The sequence below is a fragment of the Rathayibacter sp. AY1D5 genome (assembly GCF_002932515.1).
Lineage (GTDB): Bacteria > Actinomycetota > Actinomycetes > Actinomycetales > Microbacteriaceae > Rathayibacter.
In genome coordinates this window covers 54,691-70,635 of sequence record NZ_PSVU01000014.1, presented here as the reverse complement: position 1 = coordinate 70,635, position 15,945 = coordinate 54,691, and the positions used below count along the sequence as shown (strand labels likewise).

Genomic DNA, 15,945 nt, shown 5'->3' with positions numbered 1-15,945 from the left:
ATTCCCCCTACCTTCCAATGACGAAAGGCCCCCCTCCCATGTCGTTCCCCACCCGCGCCGCCGGCGTCGCCCTCGCCGGCCTCGCCTCCCTGACGCTCCTCGCCGGATGCTCGGCCTCGCCCGACGGAGACGGCGGCGGATCCGCCGGCGGCTCCGGCTCCGGCGCCGACATCGTGTCGCTCGTCGACGCCTCCGCGCAGACCCCCGCCGACGAGGTCGCCTCCTCGCTCGGCACCCCCACCGTGCCGGACGGCGCGAAGCTCTGCTACATCACCCGCACCCTCTCCAACGAGTTCTGGGGCTACGAGCGCGACGGCTTCGAGAACCGCGCGAAGGAGCTCGGCGTCGACTACCAGACCTTCGACGTCACCGACGAGTCCTCGATCACCGAGCAGCTCGACAAGGCCAAGAGCGCCATGAACCAGGGCTGCTCCGCCATCCTCGCCTCGCCGATCTCGGCCACCGGCCTCGACTCGATCTTCGAGTCGGCGCTCGCCGACGGCATCCCCGCGATCGTCCTCAACGACGCCAAGAGCGGCGTGGCCGGCACCGTCTACGTCGGACCCGACGCGACCACCATCGGCGCGACCGCCGCCGACTACATCGCCGACAAGCTGCCCGACGGCGGCAAGGTCGCGATGATCGAGGGCGATCCGGGCTCCTCCAACGCGATCAACCGCGGAGACGGCTTCACCGCCGCCCTCGCGAAGCACGAGAACCTCGAGCTCGTCGCCTCCCAGACCGCCTCGTGGGACCAGACCAAGGCGCAGGAGATCGCGACCACGATGCTGACCGCGAACCCCGACATCGCGGCCTTCTACTCGCAGAACGACGGCATGGCGCTCGGCGTCCAGGCCGCCATCGACGCGAAGGGCCTCACCGGCAAGGTGATCCTGGTCGGCACCGACGGCATCCCGCAGGCCAAGAAGCAGATCCTGGCCGGCGACTACACCGCCACCGTCAGCGAGCTGCCCACCACCGAGGGCGCGACCGGCGTCGACGCCGCGCTGTACCTGCTCGCCGGGAAGAAGGTCCCCGCGTGGATCGACGTCCCCGCGTTCATCATCGACAGCACCAACGTCGCGCAATACGAGACCGGGATGCCGTAACCCGTCACCTCCTCCCTCCCCACGACCTCCTCGACAAGGAAGTAGACGGAACATGGCCGAGCATCTGCTCGAGGTCCGCGGCATCGCGAAATCGTTCCCGGGCGTCCGCGCCCTGGACGGCGTGAGCTTCACGCTCGACCGCGGCGAGATCCGCACCCTCGCCGGCGAGAACGGCGCGGGCAAGAGCACCCTGCTTAACATCCTCGGCGGGGCGCTGCGTCCGGACCGCGGCTCGATCACCATCGACGGCGTCCGGCGGATGGAGTACACCTCCCGCCAGGCGCTCGCCGAGGGGGTCCGCATCGCGCACCAGGAGCCGGCCATCGTGCCCCAGCTCACGGTGATGCAGAACCTGCTCCTCGGGCGGACGCGCAAGCAGCGCGCGTCCGCCCAGGACGACATCGACCGGGCCCTCAAGGACGTCCACCTGATGGGCTTCCCGATGGAGGCGAGGACTCCGGTCGGCCGGCTCAGCCCGGCGCAGCGGCACGCGCTCACCATCGCGCGGGCGTTCGCGTTCGGCGCGAAGATCGTCGCGCTCGACGAGCCGACGACGAGCATGCTCGAGCACAACGTCGAGGGGGTCCTCACCCGGGTCCGCGAGATCGCCCACGGGCGCGGCGTCGGCGTCATCTACGTCTCGCACAAGATGCCGGAGGTGATGAGCGTGTCGGACACGGTCGTCGTCCTCCGCGACGGCCGGCCCGCCTACGACGCTCCGATCGGCGAGACCTCGTCCGAGGACATCGTGCGGCGGATGGTCGGCCGGGAGCTGCTCTCGTTCGAGCGGCGCCACCCGGTCGCCCCGGACGCCGAGGTGCACTTCGAGGCCACGGGCGTCGTCCACCCGAGCGGAGTCGGACCGGAGTCGATCAGTGTCCGCCGCGGCGAGGTCGTCGGCATCGCCGGCCTCGTCGGCTCCGGCCGCACCGAGTTCCTCCGCGCGCTCATCCGCGCCGACGACGGCACCGAGGGGACCGTCCGCCTGGGCGGCCGTCCGCTGCGCATCCGCTCGCCGCGCGACAGCCGCGACGCCGGCATCGCGTTCATCCCCGAGGACCGCAAGCACCAGGGCCTCGTCCTCCAGACCCCGGCCTACGCGAACGTCGCCCTCACCTCCGACCGGCAGCTGAACGGCTTCGGCCCTTTCATCAGCACGAAGCGGCAGATCGAGACGGCGGAGGAGATGGGCCAGCGCATGTCGCTGCGTCCCGCCGACGTCCGCCTCAACGCCCGCCAGTTCTCGGGCGGCAACCAGCAGAAGATCGTGATCGCGAAGTGGATCTGGCTCGGGGCGAGCGTCTTCCTCTTCGACGAGCCGACCAAGGGCGTCGACGTCGGCGGCAAGGTCGAGATCTACGAGCTCATCGATCAGCTGGCCTCCGAGGGGCACGCCGTGATCGTCGTCTCGAGCGACCTGCCCGAGATCATCTCCATCAGCGACCGGGTCCTCGTGATGAGGTCCGGGCGCTTCGTCTCCGAGCACGTCGGCGACGACATCACCGAGCACAGCATCGTGGCCAACGCCATGGGCGTGGCGAAAGGAACCTCATGACCTCCCCCGAGACCGGGAGCGTCGCCACCCCGCGCCGGCGCTCCTTCAACCTGCAGGCCTTCGGCATCTACATCGCCGCCGTCGTCCTCTTCGTCATCCTGGGCGTGCTGAACCCCAACTTCCTCACCATCGGCAACCTCCGCGACGTCGCGGTGTCGGCCAGTGTGAACGCCATCATCGGCATCGGCCTGACCTTCGTCATCATCACCGGCGGCATCGACCTCGCCGTGGGCGCCATGGCCAGCTTCGTCGGGATCGTCAGCGCCTCGCTGATGGTCAACGGCGGCGTTCCCCCGCTGCTCGGTCTCGCGGCCGGCATCGTCCTCGGCCTGATCTGCGGAGGGATCAACGGCCTGCTGGTCACCAAGCTGAACCTGCCGCCCTTCATCGCCACGCTCGGCACGATGAGCGTGTTCCAGGGAGGCGCCTACGTCGCCACCAACGGCAAGCCGGTCTACGACGTGCCGAAGGAGTTCATCCTCCTGCTCAACAGCTACATCGGAGGCGTGCCCGTCGTGGTCGTCATCGTGGCTGTCGTCGGAGTCGCGGCCTGGCTGCTCCTGCGCAAGACCGTGTTCGGCCAGAACGTGATCGCGGTCGGCGGCAGCGAGGAGACCGCCTGGCTCTCGGGGGTCCGGGTCCACCGCGTCAAGATCGCCGTCTACTGCATCTCCGGCGGGCTCTCGGCCCTGGCCGGCCTGGTCATCGTCGCCCGCATCAACGCCGCGCAGCCGGACGCGGGCAGCCCGTACCAGCTCACCGCGATCGCCGCGGCGGTCATCGGAGGAGCGAACCTGATGGGCGGCGAGGGCCGCATCGCGGGCACCCTGGTCGGCGCGCTCATCCTGGGCGCGCTCACCAACGGCCTGGTGCTTCTGAACGTGCCGAGCTTCTACGAGCAGATCGTCACCGGCCTCGTCGTCCTGATCGCCGTCACGCTCGACCAGGGCAGCAAGGGCTGGCCGATGTTCTCGAGAGGCCGCAGGAAGAAGCAGGAGGACGTCGCCGCTCCTCCGACCGAGTCGACGCCGTCGGTGAACGCGTGACGGCGCTGACCGCCCTCGACGGCGCGCGGGTCCTCGTGACGGGCGGCCGGGGCCTCATCGGGAGGCCCACCGTCGCGGCGCTCCTGGCGGAGGGAGCGGTCGTCACCGTCCTCGACCGCAGCGACGCGGGGGCGGACCCGGCCGTCCGGACCGTCGTCGGCGACGTGACCGACGAGGCCGTCCTCGCCGAGGCGCTGGCCGGCCAGCACGCGGTCGTCCACCTCGGCGGCTACGCCGGACTCGGAATGGCCGACGCGGTCGAGACCTACCGCGTGAACGCCGTGGGCACCTTCGCGGTGCTCGCGGCGTCCGCGGCGGCCGGAGTCGCCAAGGTCGTCTACGCCTCCAGCATCAACGCGAACGGCTACCCCCTCGGGGCCGAGCAGGCGCTCCCGCCCGTGTTCCCCTACTCCGAGGACGCGGCGCCCCGGATCTCGGACGAGTACTCGCTCTCGAAGCTCGCGAGCGAGGACGCGGCCCGGATGGCGCACGCCACCTGGGGCCTCGAGCTCACCGGCCTCCGCTTCCCGCTGGTGCGCGACATCACCCTCGACGGCGGGCGGCGGTTCGGCGAGCACCTGCGCACCGCGATCGCCGCCGACCCGCGCCGCCAGGCGGCGGAGGGCTTCAGCTACCTCGACGCGGCCGATGCCGCCCGCTCGGTGCTCGCGGCGCTGCTGCACGACACGCCTCCCGCTCCGGGGATCCTCGTCGCCGCTCCGCTCACCTACCTCCGCGGCGAGACCGCGGCCGCCCTCGACGCGATCGCCCCCGGCGTGCCGCGCGGCGAGCTGCCGGGCCGCTCCGTCGGGCTCGACCTCACCCGCTCCCGCGAGCTGCTCGGCTTCGAGGCCGCGGTGCTGCTCGACGACGTGGCGCCGGACCAGCTCGCCGAGGTCGCCCCGTGACGCTCTCGCTGCTCGGCCTCGGACCGATGGGCGCCCCGATGGCGCGGAACCTCGTCGACGACGGCGGCCTCGTGGTCTGGAACCGCACCCGCGCGAAGGCCGACGCCTTCGCCGCGCTCGGGGCCCGCGTGGCGGCGACTCCGCGCGAGGCGGCGGCCGACATCACCCTGACGGTGCTGCCGGACCTCGCGCAGGTCGAGTCGCTGCTGGACGGCGAGGACGGCCTGCTCGCCGGCTGGCGCGAGCAGGGCATCGCGGATCCGGTGCTCGTCGTGCACGGGACCGTCTCGCCCTCGGCGGTGGCCGTGCTCGCCGCCCGTCTCGCCGAGGAGCACGGCGTCCGCGTCGTCGACGCCCCACTCAGCGGCGGCACGGTCGGCGCCCGGGATGCGACCCTCAGCATCATGGTGGGCGGAGAGGACGAGGCGGTCGCCCGCGTCCTCCCCGTGCTCGCGCGGCTCGGCCGCACGGTCCGCCACCTCGGCCCGAGCGGCGCCGGAGCGACCGCCAAGCTGTGCAACCAGATCGTGGTCGCCGGGACGGTCGCCGTCGTCTCCGAAGCCCTGCTGCTCGCCCGCACCGCCGGACTCGACCCGGAGGTGATGGTCGAGCTGTTGCAGGGCGGCCTCGCCCGCACCACTGTGCTCGAGCAGAAGAGCGCCAAGTGGCTGGAGGACGACTTCGCCGAGGGCGGCAGCGCGCGCAACCAGCTGAAGGACCTCCGCTACGTCCGCGAGGCTGCGGACGCCGAGGGCGTCGTCCTGCCCGCGATCACCGCCGTGACCGGCCTGTTCGAGAGGATGGTCGCCGACGGCGACGGCGATCTGGACCACACCGGCGTCGTCCGCACGATCGCGCGCCTCGGCGCTCCGACCCGGGGGAGGCACGCATGAGCGGACTCGTCGTCATCGACGCCCACCACCACCTGACGGATCTCCGCCGCTCCTACCCGTGGCTGGAGGGGCCGGCCGAGCCCTTCCGCTACCACGGCGACGACCGGCCGATCCGCCGCTCCTACAGCGTCGACGACTACCTCGCCGACGCCCGGGACGTGACGCTCGCCGCCTCCGTGCACGTCGAGAACGGCGCGGCCGACGCGCTCGCCGAGACGGCCTGGATCGACGCCCTCTCCCGCGAGCGCCCGGTGCCGACGGTGCACGTCGCGCACGTGTCGCTCCTGGACGCCGACGCGCCCCGGCAGCTGGAGGAGCACGCCGGGTACTCCGTGACGCGCGGCGTCCGCGACATCTTGAACTGGCACCCGGATCCGGTCTTCACGCACCGCGATCGGCCGGGGATCTCGGCCGATCCGGTCTGGCGCGCGCACTTCGCGCGGCTCGAGCCGCTGGGCCTGTCGTTCGACCTGCAGGTGTTCCCCTCGCAGCTGCAGGAGGCGGCCGAGCTCGCCGGCGCCTTTCCCGGCACCGCGATCGTGCTCGACCACCTCGGCATGCCGATCGGCCGCGACTCCGACTCGGTGGACGAGTGGCGGAGGGGGCTGCGCGCCGTCGCTGAGCGCGAGAACACGGTCGTGAGGATCTCGGCGATCGGCACGAACGACCACTCCTGGACCCGCGCGTCGATCGCGCCGTTCGTGCACGAGACGCTCGAGGCGTTCGGGCCGGCGCGGACGATGCTCGGCAGCAACTTCCCGGTCGACAGCCTCTACTCGAGCTTCTCCGAGCTGTACACCGCGTTCGACGAGCTCACCGCGGCACTCTCGCCTGCGGAGCGGCGCGACGTCTTCGCGGCGACGGCCGACCGCTTCTACCGGATCGGAGCGCCGCTGCCCGCGGTCTGAGGAGGCAGCGGGCGCCGCGGCGCGTCCGGGCGCCGGAGCAGCCGCAGGCCGGTCGCGAGCTGCCAGGCCGTGACGGCGTAGACGGAGGCGCGCTCCCAGACGCCGTCGGGCAGCAGATCGACGCCGGGCACGCGGGTGTCGACCTGCAGCATCAGCAGCGCGAGCAGGCCGGCCGCGCCGAGCACGATCCCGACCGTCCCGAGCGCCCACGGGGCGCGGCCGCGACGGGCCGCGGCACCGGCGACGATCGAGGCCGCGTTGCCGCCGACGATCGCCATCGCGGCGCCGACCACGTGCAGGCCTATCCCGTTCTGCGCACTGGCGCTGCTCCCGTGCACGAGGCCCACCACGGCGATGCCCACGGCGTAGACCACGGCGAGGGAGAGGAACAGCCCCCGCGATCCGCCCCGCGCCGCCCGCACGGTCGTGACGGCGGCGGCGAGGTAGAGCGCCCCCTGCAGGAGGAATCCGGCGTTCATCACCGCGTGCAGCGGCGAGTCGATCGCGCGCCCCTGGAACACGCCCACCTCGGGCACGCCGAGATCGCTGATGTAGTTCCGTGCGTAGCTGTAGCCCGGGAACGCGGACGCGGCGACCGCCTCCGCTCCCACATAGGCGAGCGCGCTCACCACCCACAGCACTCCGGCCCCACGAGTTCCCATGGGCCCATCATTCCCGGGCCCGGCCCCGCCGGTCGTCAGCGCCGGAGGGCTCCCTGCGCTCGGGTCACAGGCTGAACCCGCCGTCGGTCGTGAGCACCTGCCCGACGACCCAGCTGCCCGCCGACGTGGCCAGCCATGCGATCAGCTCCGCGGGGTCCGCCGGCGTGCCGACCCGGCCGAAGGGCGTGCTCGCGACGTACTCCTCGAGGTCCTCGAGCGACCGGTCGGTGGTCTCCGGGTCCAGGTATCCCGTGTTCACCGGACCCGGATCGATCGTGTTGAGCACGATCCCGAGCTCCAGGACCTCGGCGGCGACCGTGGCGGTGACGCCGGCGAGTGCGGCCTTGCTCGCGGCGTAGGCGACCTCTCCGCGCATCGCGCCGTGGATCTGGCCGGACGTCATCCAGAACACGTGCCCCTGCGCCCGGGCGTAGGGCCCGGCTCCGACGACCCGGTCGCCGGGCCGGCGGGGTCCGTCGGTGCGCGGTGCCCGGAGCCGCGCGAACTCCGCGGTGAGCAGGAGGGTGGAGCGGGTGTTGACGTCCCAGAACGCGGTGAGCCGCTCGGGCGTCATGTCGAGGATGCTGCCGTCATCGCCGCTCTTCGCGTGGTTGCAGACGAGGACGTCCAGGCTCCCGGTGAGGTCGGCTGCGGTGGCGATCAGACCGGGGATCGTGGAGGGATCGGCCAGGTCCGCGGCGACGTCGACGAACCGCGCGCCCTCCGTGAGGTGCGCGCGGAGCTCGGACCGGACCGCATCGAGGTCGTCGCCTCCCCAGGGGAGGTCGAGATCGTGAGGGCGGTGGTGGTGGACGACGAGGTGGGCGCCGAGGGAGGCGAGCTTCGCGGCGACGGCGAATCCGATGCCGCGCCGCCGCGAGACACCGGTGACGAGAGCGGTCCTGCCCTGCAGGGGGAGGAGTGCGGACACGGGGAGCCTTTCGATCGCGCCCGAGCGGGCCGGAGGGAGCGGGCCGGAGCGACGGGGATCGGGAAGGCCTCAGCCGCACTGCACGATCCCCACCGTATCGAGCCGCCGGTGGCCTCCGTCCGGCGATGAGGTGCCCCTCAGACCTGCTGGGAGATCCGCAGGCCCCGTCCCCGGGAGAAGCCGAGGCGCGAGTAGCTGTCCGCCAGCCGCTCGTCGGCGGCGACCGCCACGACGACTCCTCCCGCGGGGACCGTGGCCAGCAGCTCCCTCGTCGCGAGCAGCGCCGACAGGCGGGTCCCGGGTCGCTGCGAGAGCGCCATCACCGTCCACCGCCGCCCGGGAGGCGTCTCCGCGCCGACGGCCGCGGTGAGGGGGGTCCCGACCAGCAGGGCCCCCGCCCCCACGGCTCCGCCGAGGAGCGCCGCGAGGACCAGGACCGCGCCGAGCAGCCCCGAGAGCGCGACCCACACGGCCGCCACCACGGCCAGCAGGACGACCGGGACGGTGACGGCGATGCTCACCAGGGCGTCGGCGACCGGCCGGTAGCGCCCGAACACGACCAGTCCGTTCCGGTCGGCCGTCTCGTGGGCGGCGCGGCGGATCACGGAGGGCGTGAGCGAGAGCAGCGCCGTCGGGAAGGCCAGGACGGCGAGGACGCGGTGACGCGTGAAGGCGCGCACCATCAGCCACGAGACGGCGGGCAGACGTCCCCATCCGACCGGTACCGACGCCGCTGCCATCGAGCCAGTCTGCGCGATCGGGGAGGCGCGGGGCCACCCGGTACGAGGACGCCGCTCCGGCTCCGCTGCGCGAGGGAGGCCGACCTGGACTACTCCTCGTCCGCCCGGTAGACCTTCCGGAACGCGTCCTTGCGGGCGATCCTCCCGCCGCGGAACTCGTAGATGTCGCAGCCCCGCGTGACCTGGGGTCCGCCGTCGGGGCCGGTCCCGGTGAAGGACCAGGTGGCCGCGCCGCGCGTCCCGGCGATGAGGGGAGCCCCCTCCTCGTGCCGCTCCTGTCCGGTGTCGAAGGCGAGCATGAGCGCGAATCCCTCGCGGACCTGCTCCTTCCCCGTCCAGGTGCGGCCGGGCTCGGGGCCGACGGACGCGCCGTAGACGCAGTCGTCGGTCATGTGGCTCATCAGCGCTTCGAGGTCGTGGCGGGTCCAGGCGTCGCTGAACGCGGCCAGCACCTCGGGCGTCATCTCGCTCGTGCTGGTCTCGGTCGAAGAGGAGTCGTCCATGGCGGGCCTCGGTCCTTCTTATCGGTGGACCGTCGTCGGTCGCTCTGCGACCGTGGCAGGTGAGCGGCCGCAGTGGCAACGCCCTCTAGCGGTCATGTCCGGAAGCGGACGGCCGGCGGATCAGCGGTCCGTCGACCCGCCGACCAACGGGTGAGCGCGACGGCGGGGGGCGGTGCGCTGCGGGCGGCGGGAGCGGCCGCCGAGGAGACCCGCTCCACCGGGCACTGCCGCGTCCCGATGCTGAGCCCCTTCGCGAAGGCCGTGCCGAAGTCGGACGCGGGCCGGTCCTCCTCCGCCTCCTCGGTCGCGGCTCCCGGGTCGCCCGCGGCGGCCGGATGCTAGGCGCTCGCCGCCTCGTCCGCCACCTCCTCCCCGCCGACCGGCGCCGACGCGCAGGATGAGGAGCACCGGTCGCGGCGGGCACCGACTCCGCACCCGATCGGCACCGAGACCGCCACGAGCCCGCGCCGGCGGGAGGACAGCGAGAGCACCATGGGATTCTGGGGACCGACCGACGAGACCCGCGGCACGCGCCCGGTCGACGAGCCGCTCGGCGAGCTGGAGCTCGTGCACGCCTTCACCAGCGGGCCGATGCCCACCGGCGTCAGCGTCTCGCACACCGGGCGGATCTTCGTGAACTTCCCGAAGTGGGGAGACGAGGTCCCGGCCACGGTCGTGGAGCTGGTCGACGGAGCGGCGGTGCCCTACCCGGACGAGGCCTGGAACACGCCGTCGGGAATCGACGACGCCGGCGCCCTCGTCTCGGTGCAGAGCATCGTCGTCGATCCGGCCGACCGGCTCTGGATCCTCGACACCGGCAGCCCGATGTTCGAGCCGACGAAGAAGGGCGGCCCCAAGCTCGTCCGCGTCGACCTGGCGACCGACACCGTCGAGCAGGTGATCCTCCTCGAGCCGGACGTCGCCCTGCCGACCACCTACCTCAACGACGTGCGCTTCGATCTGCGGCGCGGCATCGCCTACATCACCGACTCGGCCGACTCCGGCCCGAACGGGATCATCGTCGTCGACCTCGAGGCGGGGACCGCCTGGCGCCGCCTGCACGACCACCCGAGCACGAAGGCGCTCACTCCTCCGGAGCTCGTGCCGATGGCCGAGGGCCGCGTGCTGATGAAGCGCCCGGCCGACGGCGACCCTCAGCCGGTGACGATGGGCGCCGACGGCATCGCGATCTCGGCCGACGGCGAGCGCCTCTGGTACTGCCCGCTCGCCTCCCGCCGCTGGTTCAGCGTGGCGACGGCGGCCCTGGTCGACCGGTCGGTGCCGGACGAGGACGTCGCGGCGACCGTCGTCGACGAGGGCGACAAGGGCGGGGGAGCGGACGGCCTCGAGACGGATGCGCTGGGCCGCTTCTACGCCACGAGCTACGAGAACAACGCGATCGTCCGCCGTCGCACCGACGGCACGATGGAGATGATCGTGCACGACGAGCGGCTGCTCTGGCCCGACACCATGTCGATCGCGACGGACGAGCACCTGTACGTCACCGCGAACCAGCTGCACCGCCAGGCCGACTACCAGGGCGGCACGGATCTGCGCACGTACCCGTACTCGCTGTTCCGGGTGCGGATCGGCGCGGGGCCGGTCCTCCTGCGCTGAAGGCCCCCGCCTGGTCGCCTGCGCCGAGATCCGCAGCGCGGATCAGCGCCAGTGGGCGAGCTCCGCGCGGAGGGTCCCGCGGGCGCGGGCGAGCAGTCCGCGGACGGTCGAGGTCGAGAGGCCCAGCTCGTGCGCGATCGCGTCGTAGCTGCGCTGCTCCAGCTGGCGCAGCTCCCAGCAGCGGCGCTGGGCCGGGGGCATCGCGGCGAGCACCCGGTTGGCGTCGGCGGCGAGGGACCCGCAGTGCGCGGCGTGCTCCGGGTCGTCGGCGGCGGAGGCGGGGAACTCGTCGTCCAGCTCGGCTCGCAGCCGCGAGACGCTGGAGCGGAGCCGGTCGACGCTGCGGCGGCGGGCGGTCGTGACGAGCCAGCCGGCGATGGTCTCGCCGTCGATCACGCTGTCCACGTGGGTCCACGCCGCGAGGAAGGTCTCCTGCACCACGTCGTCGACGTCGGCGCTGCTGCGGAGGGTGCGGGCGGCCGTCGCGCGGAGCAGCGCGGTGTAGCGGCGGACGATGGTGGCGAACGCGCGGTCGTCGCCCTCCGCGGCGCGGATGACGAGCATCCGGTCCGAGTCGGGCTCGAGCAGTGCGAGCGGCGGCGCGGCGAGGGTCGAGGGGTGGGCCCTCGGGAGGCGTGCGGGGGTGGTGGCGGTGAGCATGCGGACTCCGGTCGACTTGATGTGCACGCATGATTCGGAGGCGCGCTCCCGCCCGGTTTCCCGGGGCGGGACCCCAGTGGGAGGGGCAGGTCTGTCCGGTTTCCGGGGACGTCAGCGCCGCCGCGACCACCAGCGGCGGGACCGCTCCGGCTCGGCGGCCGCCCGGGCCTCGGCCTCGGCGGCGCGATCGGCGCGCCGCTGCGACCAGGCGGCGACCTCCTCGTCGACGTCCCGGAGCGGGGTGACGACGGGCGGCCCGCCCAGCAGCTGGCGGCGCGCCTCGATCACCCGCGTGTTGAAGTCGGCGAGCTCGGCGCGCACCTCCTCCTCGCGGTGCAGGCGGTCGAGGCGCTCGTCGAGCGCGCGGTCCTCGGCGCGGAGGAGGAAGGCGGCCGGGCCGATACCGGTGAGGTTCTCGCGCTCGATCTTGCGGCGGATCCACCAGTCCGGGTCGTGGGCCGCACCCAGGTCCGCTAGCGGCTTCCCCGATCCCGGCAGGTCGTCGAAGTCGCCGCGGCGGATCGCGAGCTGGATCGCCGTCTCGACGAACGCGGCCCGCTCGAGCGGATCCTCCGGCAGGGCGGGCTGCTCCGCCTCCTCCTCGCCCGCGGCGCCGGCCCGGTACCGGGCGGCGCGCTCCCTCGCATCCGACATCCCTCAACGCTAGATCGGGCTCCTCGCCCCGGGCAACCACCCCTCCCGCCGTCTCCGTGGTCGGCGGGGCGCCGCGGGTCGACATCGCCGGACCGGCGTGCGTAGTATCGATACTCGATAACATCGACGATCGATAAGGAGCACGCCATGACGAGTGTCATCCCCAGCGGACCGGTCCGGGAGCGTCCGCGCGTGTTCCGGGTGGCCAGGGCGGTCCTGCTCATCGTCTCGGTCTTCTCCGTGCTCACCGCGCTCCTGCAGACCTGGACCGTCACCACCGGGCGCACCCTATTGGTCTTCGGGGGAGCGGACGGCCGCCTCCCGCTCCGGAGCCTCCCGCAGCTGCTGCAGGCCGAGCCGCGCGAGGGCACCGCGCCCACGCTCGCCGACGCCGCCCTCTCCCTCCGCCTGCTCGGTGCGCTGCCGAGCCTCCTCCAGGCGGTCACGATCGTCCTCGCCACGGTCTTCCTCCTGCGGGTCCTCCGCGGCATCGCGGCCGGACGCCCGTTCGACCCCTTCGTCCTCGCGAACTGGCGCCGTCTGAGCCTCGCCCTGCTGATCGGAGGAGTGGCGCAGGGCCTCGCCGACACCGCGGCCGGCCTGTACCTCAGCTCCGGCATCGGCCTGCTCTTCGCCGCCGGCCGGGTGACCGACGAGCAGCGCGACGCCTTCCTCGGCGGCGACTACCAGGCCATCGGGACGAACCTGCCGCAGTGGCCCGTCCCCGTCCTGCTCGCCGGAGTGGTGGCCCTCGCCCTGACGGCGGCGTTCCGCGCCGGCGCGAAGCTCGAACGGGACGTCGACGGCGTTGTCTGAGCCCGCCGACGACGAGAGGCACCGGATCGACTGCCACCTCGGAGCAGTGCTGGCCGAGCGCGGCGTGACCCTCACCGCCCTCTCGGCCCGCACCGGCATCACGATGGCGAACCTCTCCATCCTCAAGAACAACCGCGCCCGCGCGATCCGCTTCACGACGCTGACGCTCATCTGCGACGCGCTCGACTGCACCCCGCAGGAGCTGTTCTCGATCCGGGCCGTCGACGAGCGGGGGTAGCGGCGGGCGGATCGGCCAGGGGATCTCTGCGGGGCCGATGGTAGGGACGCCGTCCGATCCGACCGTCGATCGAGCAGGCCTCAGTCGCGCTCCACGTCCGCCCCTCCTGGGATCGGCCGGAGCTCCCCGGAGCTCGCTCTCGTCCCGATCCATGGATGAGCCTCACCAGCGCGGTCGGCGGCCTCGGCCATCGACCGTCCACAGGGGAGCGAACTCGTCAGCGGGACCGTCGAATGCGCCTCCGGTGGATGCCGACGGCTGCTCGCGGTCGTCCCTCCCGACGCGAATCACTCCCGAGCAGTTGTCGAGCGAGCTCGAAAGGACCCCGCAGACACGCATCGCGGGAACCCTCCGGGACCCTCGCTCCATCTCGGTGGCTTCCACCGTCGAGGGGCCCCTCCTGAAGATCCGGGCCGACTACTGGTCCCAGGAGTACATCCCCTGGGGACGTGTGCGAAGCGTCCTCGTGCGTGCTTCCGCGAACCGGTCCCGTCGCGCTGTGCGATCTCCCTGAGACGGCGGCGGTGTACCCGTCGACGAGGCCGCCGGTCAGCGACCCCGCGAGGAGCGCCCGCTTCAGACCCGCACCGACGACGAACACGTCGATCGACCCGGGGTTCCCGAACGGGAGACGGACCGTGATGCACGTCTGGTCGTGCTGAGCGGCGGTCAGCGGTCGAGGTCTTGACGAATGACGAAGACCCGGTTCTCCGTCGACTCCCGCCCGACCGGGTCGAACCCGCTCGCCGTCGTCACTGAGACCCTGCTCGAGCTGGTCGGCGTGCTCGTGCGCGCCGCGCTGCGGCCGCGTCCCGCCCGCTCAGTCCAACGGGTAGCCCGGCAGCCCGTCGATGCTGACCGCGTTCCGCGTGGCGCGGTACTCGGCCATGCCGTCGGGGCCCTTCTTCTCGGCCTGGAGGAGGAGCAGGTCGCGCTCGCCGACCGGCTCCATCACCGGCACGCCCCAGCCGCACGCGTCGCTGATGCGGGTGAGCTCGACGGTGACGACCGCGCGGGTGCTCGGGTGCTCGGGGTGCTGCTCCGCGACCTCGGCGAACGCCTCCGAACCGGGCAGGTGCACGGAGCCGGTGCCGTGCAGGCGGACGATGCGCGGACGCGGTCCGAACGACGCGAACATCAGGCACACGCGCCCGTTCTCGCGCAGGTGCGCGATCGTCTCGACTCCGCTGCCCGTGTAGTCGACCCAGCCGACTCGCCGCGGGCCCAGGATCGAGAACGAGTCGTGGCCGCGCGGCGACATGTTGACGTGCCCGTCCGCGGCGAGGGGCGCGGTGGCGACGAACCACATCGGCTGCTCGTGGATCCAGGAGCAGAGGCTCTCGTCGATCTCGTCGTAGACGTGCGCCACGGGGTCAGGCCCCGGCCGCGCGGCGGACCAGCTCGGTGACGGCGGCGCGCGTCTCGGCGTCGGCGGAGACGAGCGCGTAGGCGGTCGGCCAGATCGTGCCGTCGTCGAGCTGGGCGCCGTCCTGGAAGCCGAGGGTCGAGTAGCGCGTGCCGAACTTCGCGCCGGGCTGGAAGAAGACGATCGCCTTGCCGTCCGAGCGCGCGTAGGCGGGGAAGCCGTACCAGGTCTTCGGGAGGAGATCGGGGGCGGTCTCGCCGACGACGTCGTGCAGCATCTGGGCGATCGGCCGCTCCTCGTCGGTCATCGCGGCGATCGCGGCCTCCGCGTCCCTGCGGTCGGCGTCGGCCTTGTCGGCGCTCTTCTGCCGCTTCGCCTCCGCCCGCAGCTCGGCCGCGCGCTGCTTCATCGCCGCGCGCTCGTCCTTCGAGAAACCGTCTTCGGAGGCCATGTCCGCCCGTCCCGTCCGTCTGCGGCTCCCGGTCCGGGAGCGTCCCCGCACATCGTGACAGCGCCGCACTCGCCGCACAACGGTGGGAGCGAGCGCGACCGCGCGCCCCGGAAGCCCAGCCTCCGCGGTTAGCGTGGGCGGATGCGCCTCCTCCTGATCCGCCACGGCCAGACCCCCTCCAACGTCGCCGGGCTCCTCGACACCCGCATCCCCGGACCCGGGCTCACCGACCTCGGCCGCACCCAGGCCGCGGCACTGCCCGGTCGGCTCGCCGGCGAGGGGATCGGCGCGCTGCTCGTCTCGACGATGGTCCGCACCCACGAGACGGCCGCCCCTCTCGCCGCGGCCCTCGGGCTCGAGCCGATGGAGCGCGACGGCATCCGCGAGGTCGCGGCCGCGGGGCTCGAGATGCGCGGCGACGACGCGGCGGTCGAGGAGTACATGGGCACGGTCTTCCGCTGGGCCGGCGGCGAGACGTCGATCCGGCTGGCGGGCGGCGAGACGGGCGACGAGTTCGCGGCGCGCTACGACGCGGTGGTGGCGGAGGCGGAGGCGCTCGGGCACGAGGTCGTCGCGCTGGTCAGCCACGGCGCGGCCATCCGCTGCTGGGCGGGTCTGCGCTCCCTCGACCTCGATGCGCGCTTCATCGCCGACCACCTGCTCGACAACACCGGCGTCGTCGTCCTCGAGGGCTCGGGCGACGCGTGGACGCTCGTGTCCTGGCAGGGCGAGCCCGTCAGTGGAGTCGGCGCGGCGGCCCCCTCGGGCCCGGCGGGCGAGACCACCGTCTGAGCTGCGGGGCCTCCTCGCCGGTCGAGCAGCGGCGGATGGAGACCGGCCGGAACGAGCGCCGCCGGCCGCGCCATCACGGTAACGATCGCGCAACAC

At 73.1% G+C, this 15,945-nt stretch carries 19 protein-coding genes; 11 read left to right on the top strand and 8 right to left on the bottom strand.

Annotated elements, in window-relative coordinates; all coding sequences use genetic code 11:
- The first annotated feature begins 38 nt into the window (after positions 1-38).
- The 6 genes from C5C82_RS06340 to C5C82_RS06315 are packed head-to-tail and all read left to right on the top strand — an operon-like array spanning position 39 to position 6,419.
- A complete protein-coding gene (locus C5C82_RS06340; RefSeq protein WP_104346463.1) occupies positions 39-1,109 on the top strand; it encodes a substrate-binding domain-containing protein in 1,071 nt (356 codons plus the stop codon).
- Positions 1,110-1,161: 52 nt separating this feature from the next.
- Complete coding sequence (locus C5C82_RS06335) at positions 1,162-2,664, top strand: sugar ABC transporter ATP-binding protein (RefSeq protein WP_104354806.1); 1,503 nt, start codon at positions 1,162-1,164, stop codon at positions 2,662-2,664.
- A complete protein-coding gene (locus C5C82_RS06330) occupies positions 2,661-3,710 on the top strand; it encodes an ABC transporter permease (protein ID WP_104239249.1) in 1,050 nt (349 codons plus the stop codon). The genes C5C82_RS06335 and C5C82_RS06330 overlap by 4 nt, the downstream gene beginning before the upstream one ends.
- The gene (locus C5C82_RS06325) at positions 3,707-4,618 is read left to right on the top strand and encodes an NAD(P)-dependent oxidoreductase (RefSeq protein WP_181134407.1); all 912 of its coding nucleotides are present in this window, start codon (positions 3,707-3,709) and stop codon (positions 4,616-4,618) included. The genes C5C82_RS06330 and C5C82_RS06325 overlap by 4 nt, the downstream gene beginning before the upstream one ends.
- A complete protein-coding gene (locus C5C82_RS06320; protein WP_258065991.1) occupies positions 4,615-5,511 on the top strand; it encodes an NAD(P)-dependent oxidoreductase in 897 nt (298 codons plus the stop codon). The genes C5C82_RS06325 and C5C82_RS06320 overlap by 4 nt, the downstream gene beginning before the upstream one ends.
- On the top strand, positions 5,508-6,419 hold the full coding sequence (locus C5C82_RS06315) for an amidohydrolase (RefSeq protein WP_104354804.1): 912 nt from the start codon (positions 5,508-5,510) through the stop codon (positions 6,417-6,419). The genes C5C82_RS06320 and C5C82_RS06315 overlap by 4 nt, the downstream gene beginning before the upstream one ends.
- Here the strand turns inward: C5C82_RS06315 and C5C82_RS06310 are convergent.
- The 4 genes from C5C82_RS06310 to C5C82_RS06295 all read right to left on the bottom strand — a co-directional run bounded on the left by C5C82_RS06310 (position 6,386) and on the right by C5C82_RS06295 (position 9,255).
- Complete coding sequence (locus C5C82_RS06310; RefSeq protein WP_104354803.1) at positions 6,386-7,081, bottom strand: DUF998 domain-containing protein; 696 nt, start codon at positions 7,079-7,081, stop codon at positions 6,386-6,388. The genes C5C82_RS06315 and C5C82_RS06310 overlap by 34 nt on opposite strands.
- Before the next feature lie 64 nt (positions 7,082-7,145).
- Positions 7,146-8,012, bottom strand: coding sequence for an SDR family oxidoreductase (locus C5C82_RS06305; protein ID WP_258065989.1), 867 nt, complete (start codon positions 8,010-8,012; stop codon positions 7,146-7,148).
- 137 nt (positions 8,013-8,149) lie between these two features.
- Positions 8,150-8,752, bottom strand: coding sequence for a hypothetical protein (locus C5C82_RS06300; protein WP_146085959.1), 603 nt, complete (start codon positions 8,750-8,752; stop codon positions 8,150-8,152).
- Between the two features lie 89 nt (positions 8,753-8,841).
- Positions 8,842-9,255: a nuclear transport factor 2 family protein gene (locus tag C5C82_RS06295; protein WP_219812314.1), complete on the bottom strand. Its 414-nt coding sequence runs from the start codon at positions 9,253-9,255 to the stop codon at positions 8,842-8,844.
- Between the two features lie 150 nt (positions 9,256-9,405).
- On the opposite strand from C5C82_RS06295, the gene C5C82_RS06290 reads away from it, so the two are divergent.
- Both C5C82_RS06290 and C5C82_RS06285 read left to right on the top strand, forming a co-directional pair.
- Complete coding sequence (locus C5C82_RS06290) at positions 9,406-9,597, top strand: hypothetical protein (RefSeq protein ID WP_104354801.1); 192 nt, start codon at positions 9,406-9,408, stop codon at positions 9,595-9,597.
- Positions 9,598-9,747: 150 nt separating this feature from the next.
- The gene (locus C5C82_RS06285; protein ID WP_104354800.1) at positions 9,748-10,872 is read left to right on the top strand and encodes an L-dopachrome tautomerase-related protein; all 1,125 of its coding nucleotides are present in this window, start codon (positions 9,748-9,750) and stop codon (positions 10,870-10,872) included.
- Between the two features lie 42 nt (positions 10,873-10,914).
- On the opposite strand, the gene C5C82_RS06280 is transcribed toward C5C82_RS06285, so the two are convergent.
- Complete coding sequence (locus C5C82_RS06280) at positions 10,915-11,559, bottom strand: RNA polymerase sigma factor (RefSeq protein WP_104354799.1); 645 nt, start codon at positions 11,557-11,559, stop codon at positions 10,915-10,917.
- An 84-nt stretch (positions 11,560-11,643) separates the two neighbouring features.
- The gene (locus tag C5C82_RS06275; protein WP_104354798.1) at positions 11,644-12,186 is read right to left on the bottom strand and encodes a DUF1992 domain-containing protein; all 543 of its coding nucleotides are present in this window, start codon (positions 12,184-12,186) and stop codon (positions 11,644-11,646) included.
- A 147-nt stretch (positions 12,187-12,333) separates the two neighbouring features.
- On the opposite strand from C5C82_RS06275, the gene C5C82_RS06270 reads away from it, so the two are divergent.
- Positions 12,334-13,002 carry a hypothetical protein gene (locus C5C82_RS06270; RefSeq protein WP_104354797.1) on the top strand — a complete coding sequence of 223 codons (669 nt, stop codon included), beginning with the start codon at positions 12,334-12,336 and terminating at the stop codon, positions 13,000-13,002.
- Positions 12,995-13,240 (top strand): helix-turn-helix transcriptional regulator, encoded by a 246-nt coding sequence (locus C5C82_RS06265; RefSeq protein ID WP_104224883.1) that lies wholly within the window; start codon positions 12,995-12,997, stop codon positions 13,238-13,240. The genes C5C82_RS06270 and C5C82_RS06265 overlap by 8 nt, the downstream gene beginning before the upstream one ends.
- Before the next feature lie 820 nt (positions 13,241-14,060).
- Here C5C82_RS06265 and C5C82_RS06260 read toward each other — a convergent pair.
- Positions 14,061-14,609, bottom strand: a complete 549-nt coding sequence (locus C5C82_RS06260; RefSeq protein ID WP_104354796.1) for a pyridoxamine 5'-phosphate oxidase family protein — start codon at positions 14,607-14,609, stop codon at positions 14,061-14,063.
- 4 nt (positions 14,610-14,613) lie between these two features.
- Positions 14,614-15,057: a hypothetical protein gene (locus C5C82_RS06255; RefSeq protein ID WP_104227361.1), complete on the bottom strand. Its 444-nt coding sequence runs from the start codon at positions 15,055-15,057 to the stop codon at positions 14,614-14,616.
- Positions 15,058-15,198: 141 nt separating this feature from the next.
- On the opposite strand from C5C82_RS06255, the gene C5C82_RS06250 reads away from it, so the two are divergent.
- Positions 15,199-15,849 (top strand): histidine phosphatase family protein, encoded by a 651-nt coding sequence (locus tag C5C82_RS06250; RefSeq protein ID WP_104292924.1) that lies wholly within the window; start codon positions 15,199-15,201, stop codon positions 15,847-15,849.
- Positions 15,850-15,945: the final 96 nt, after the last annotated feature.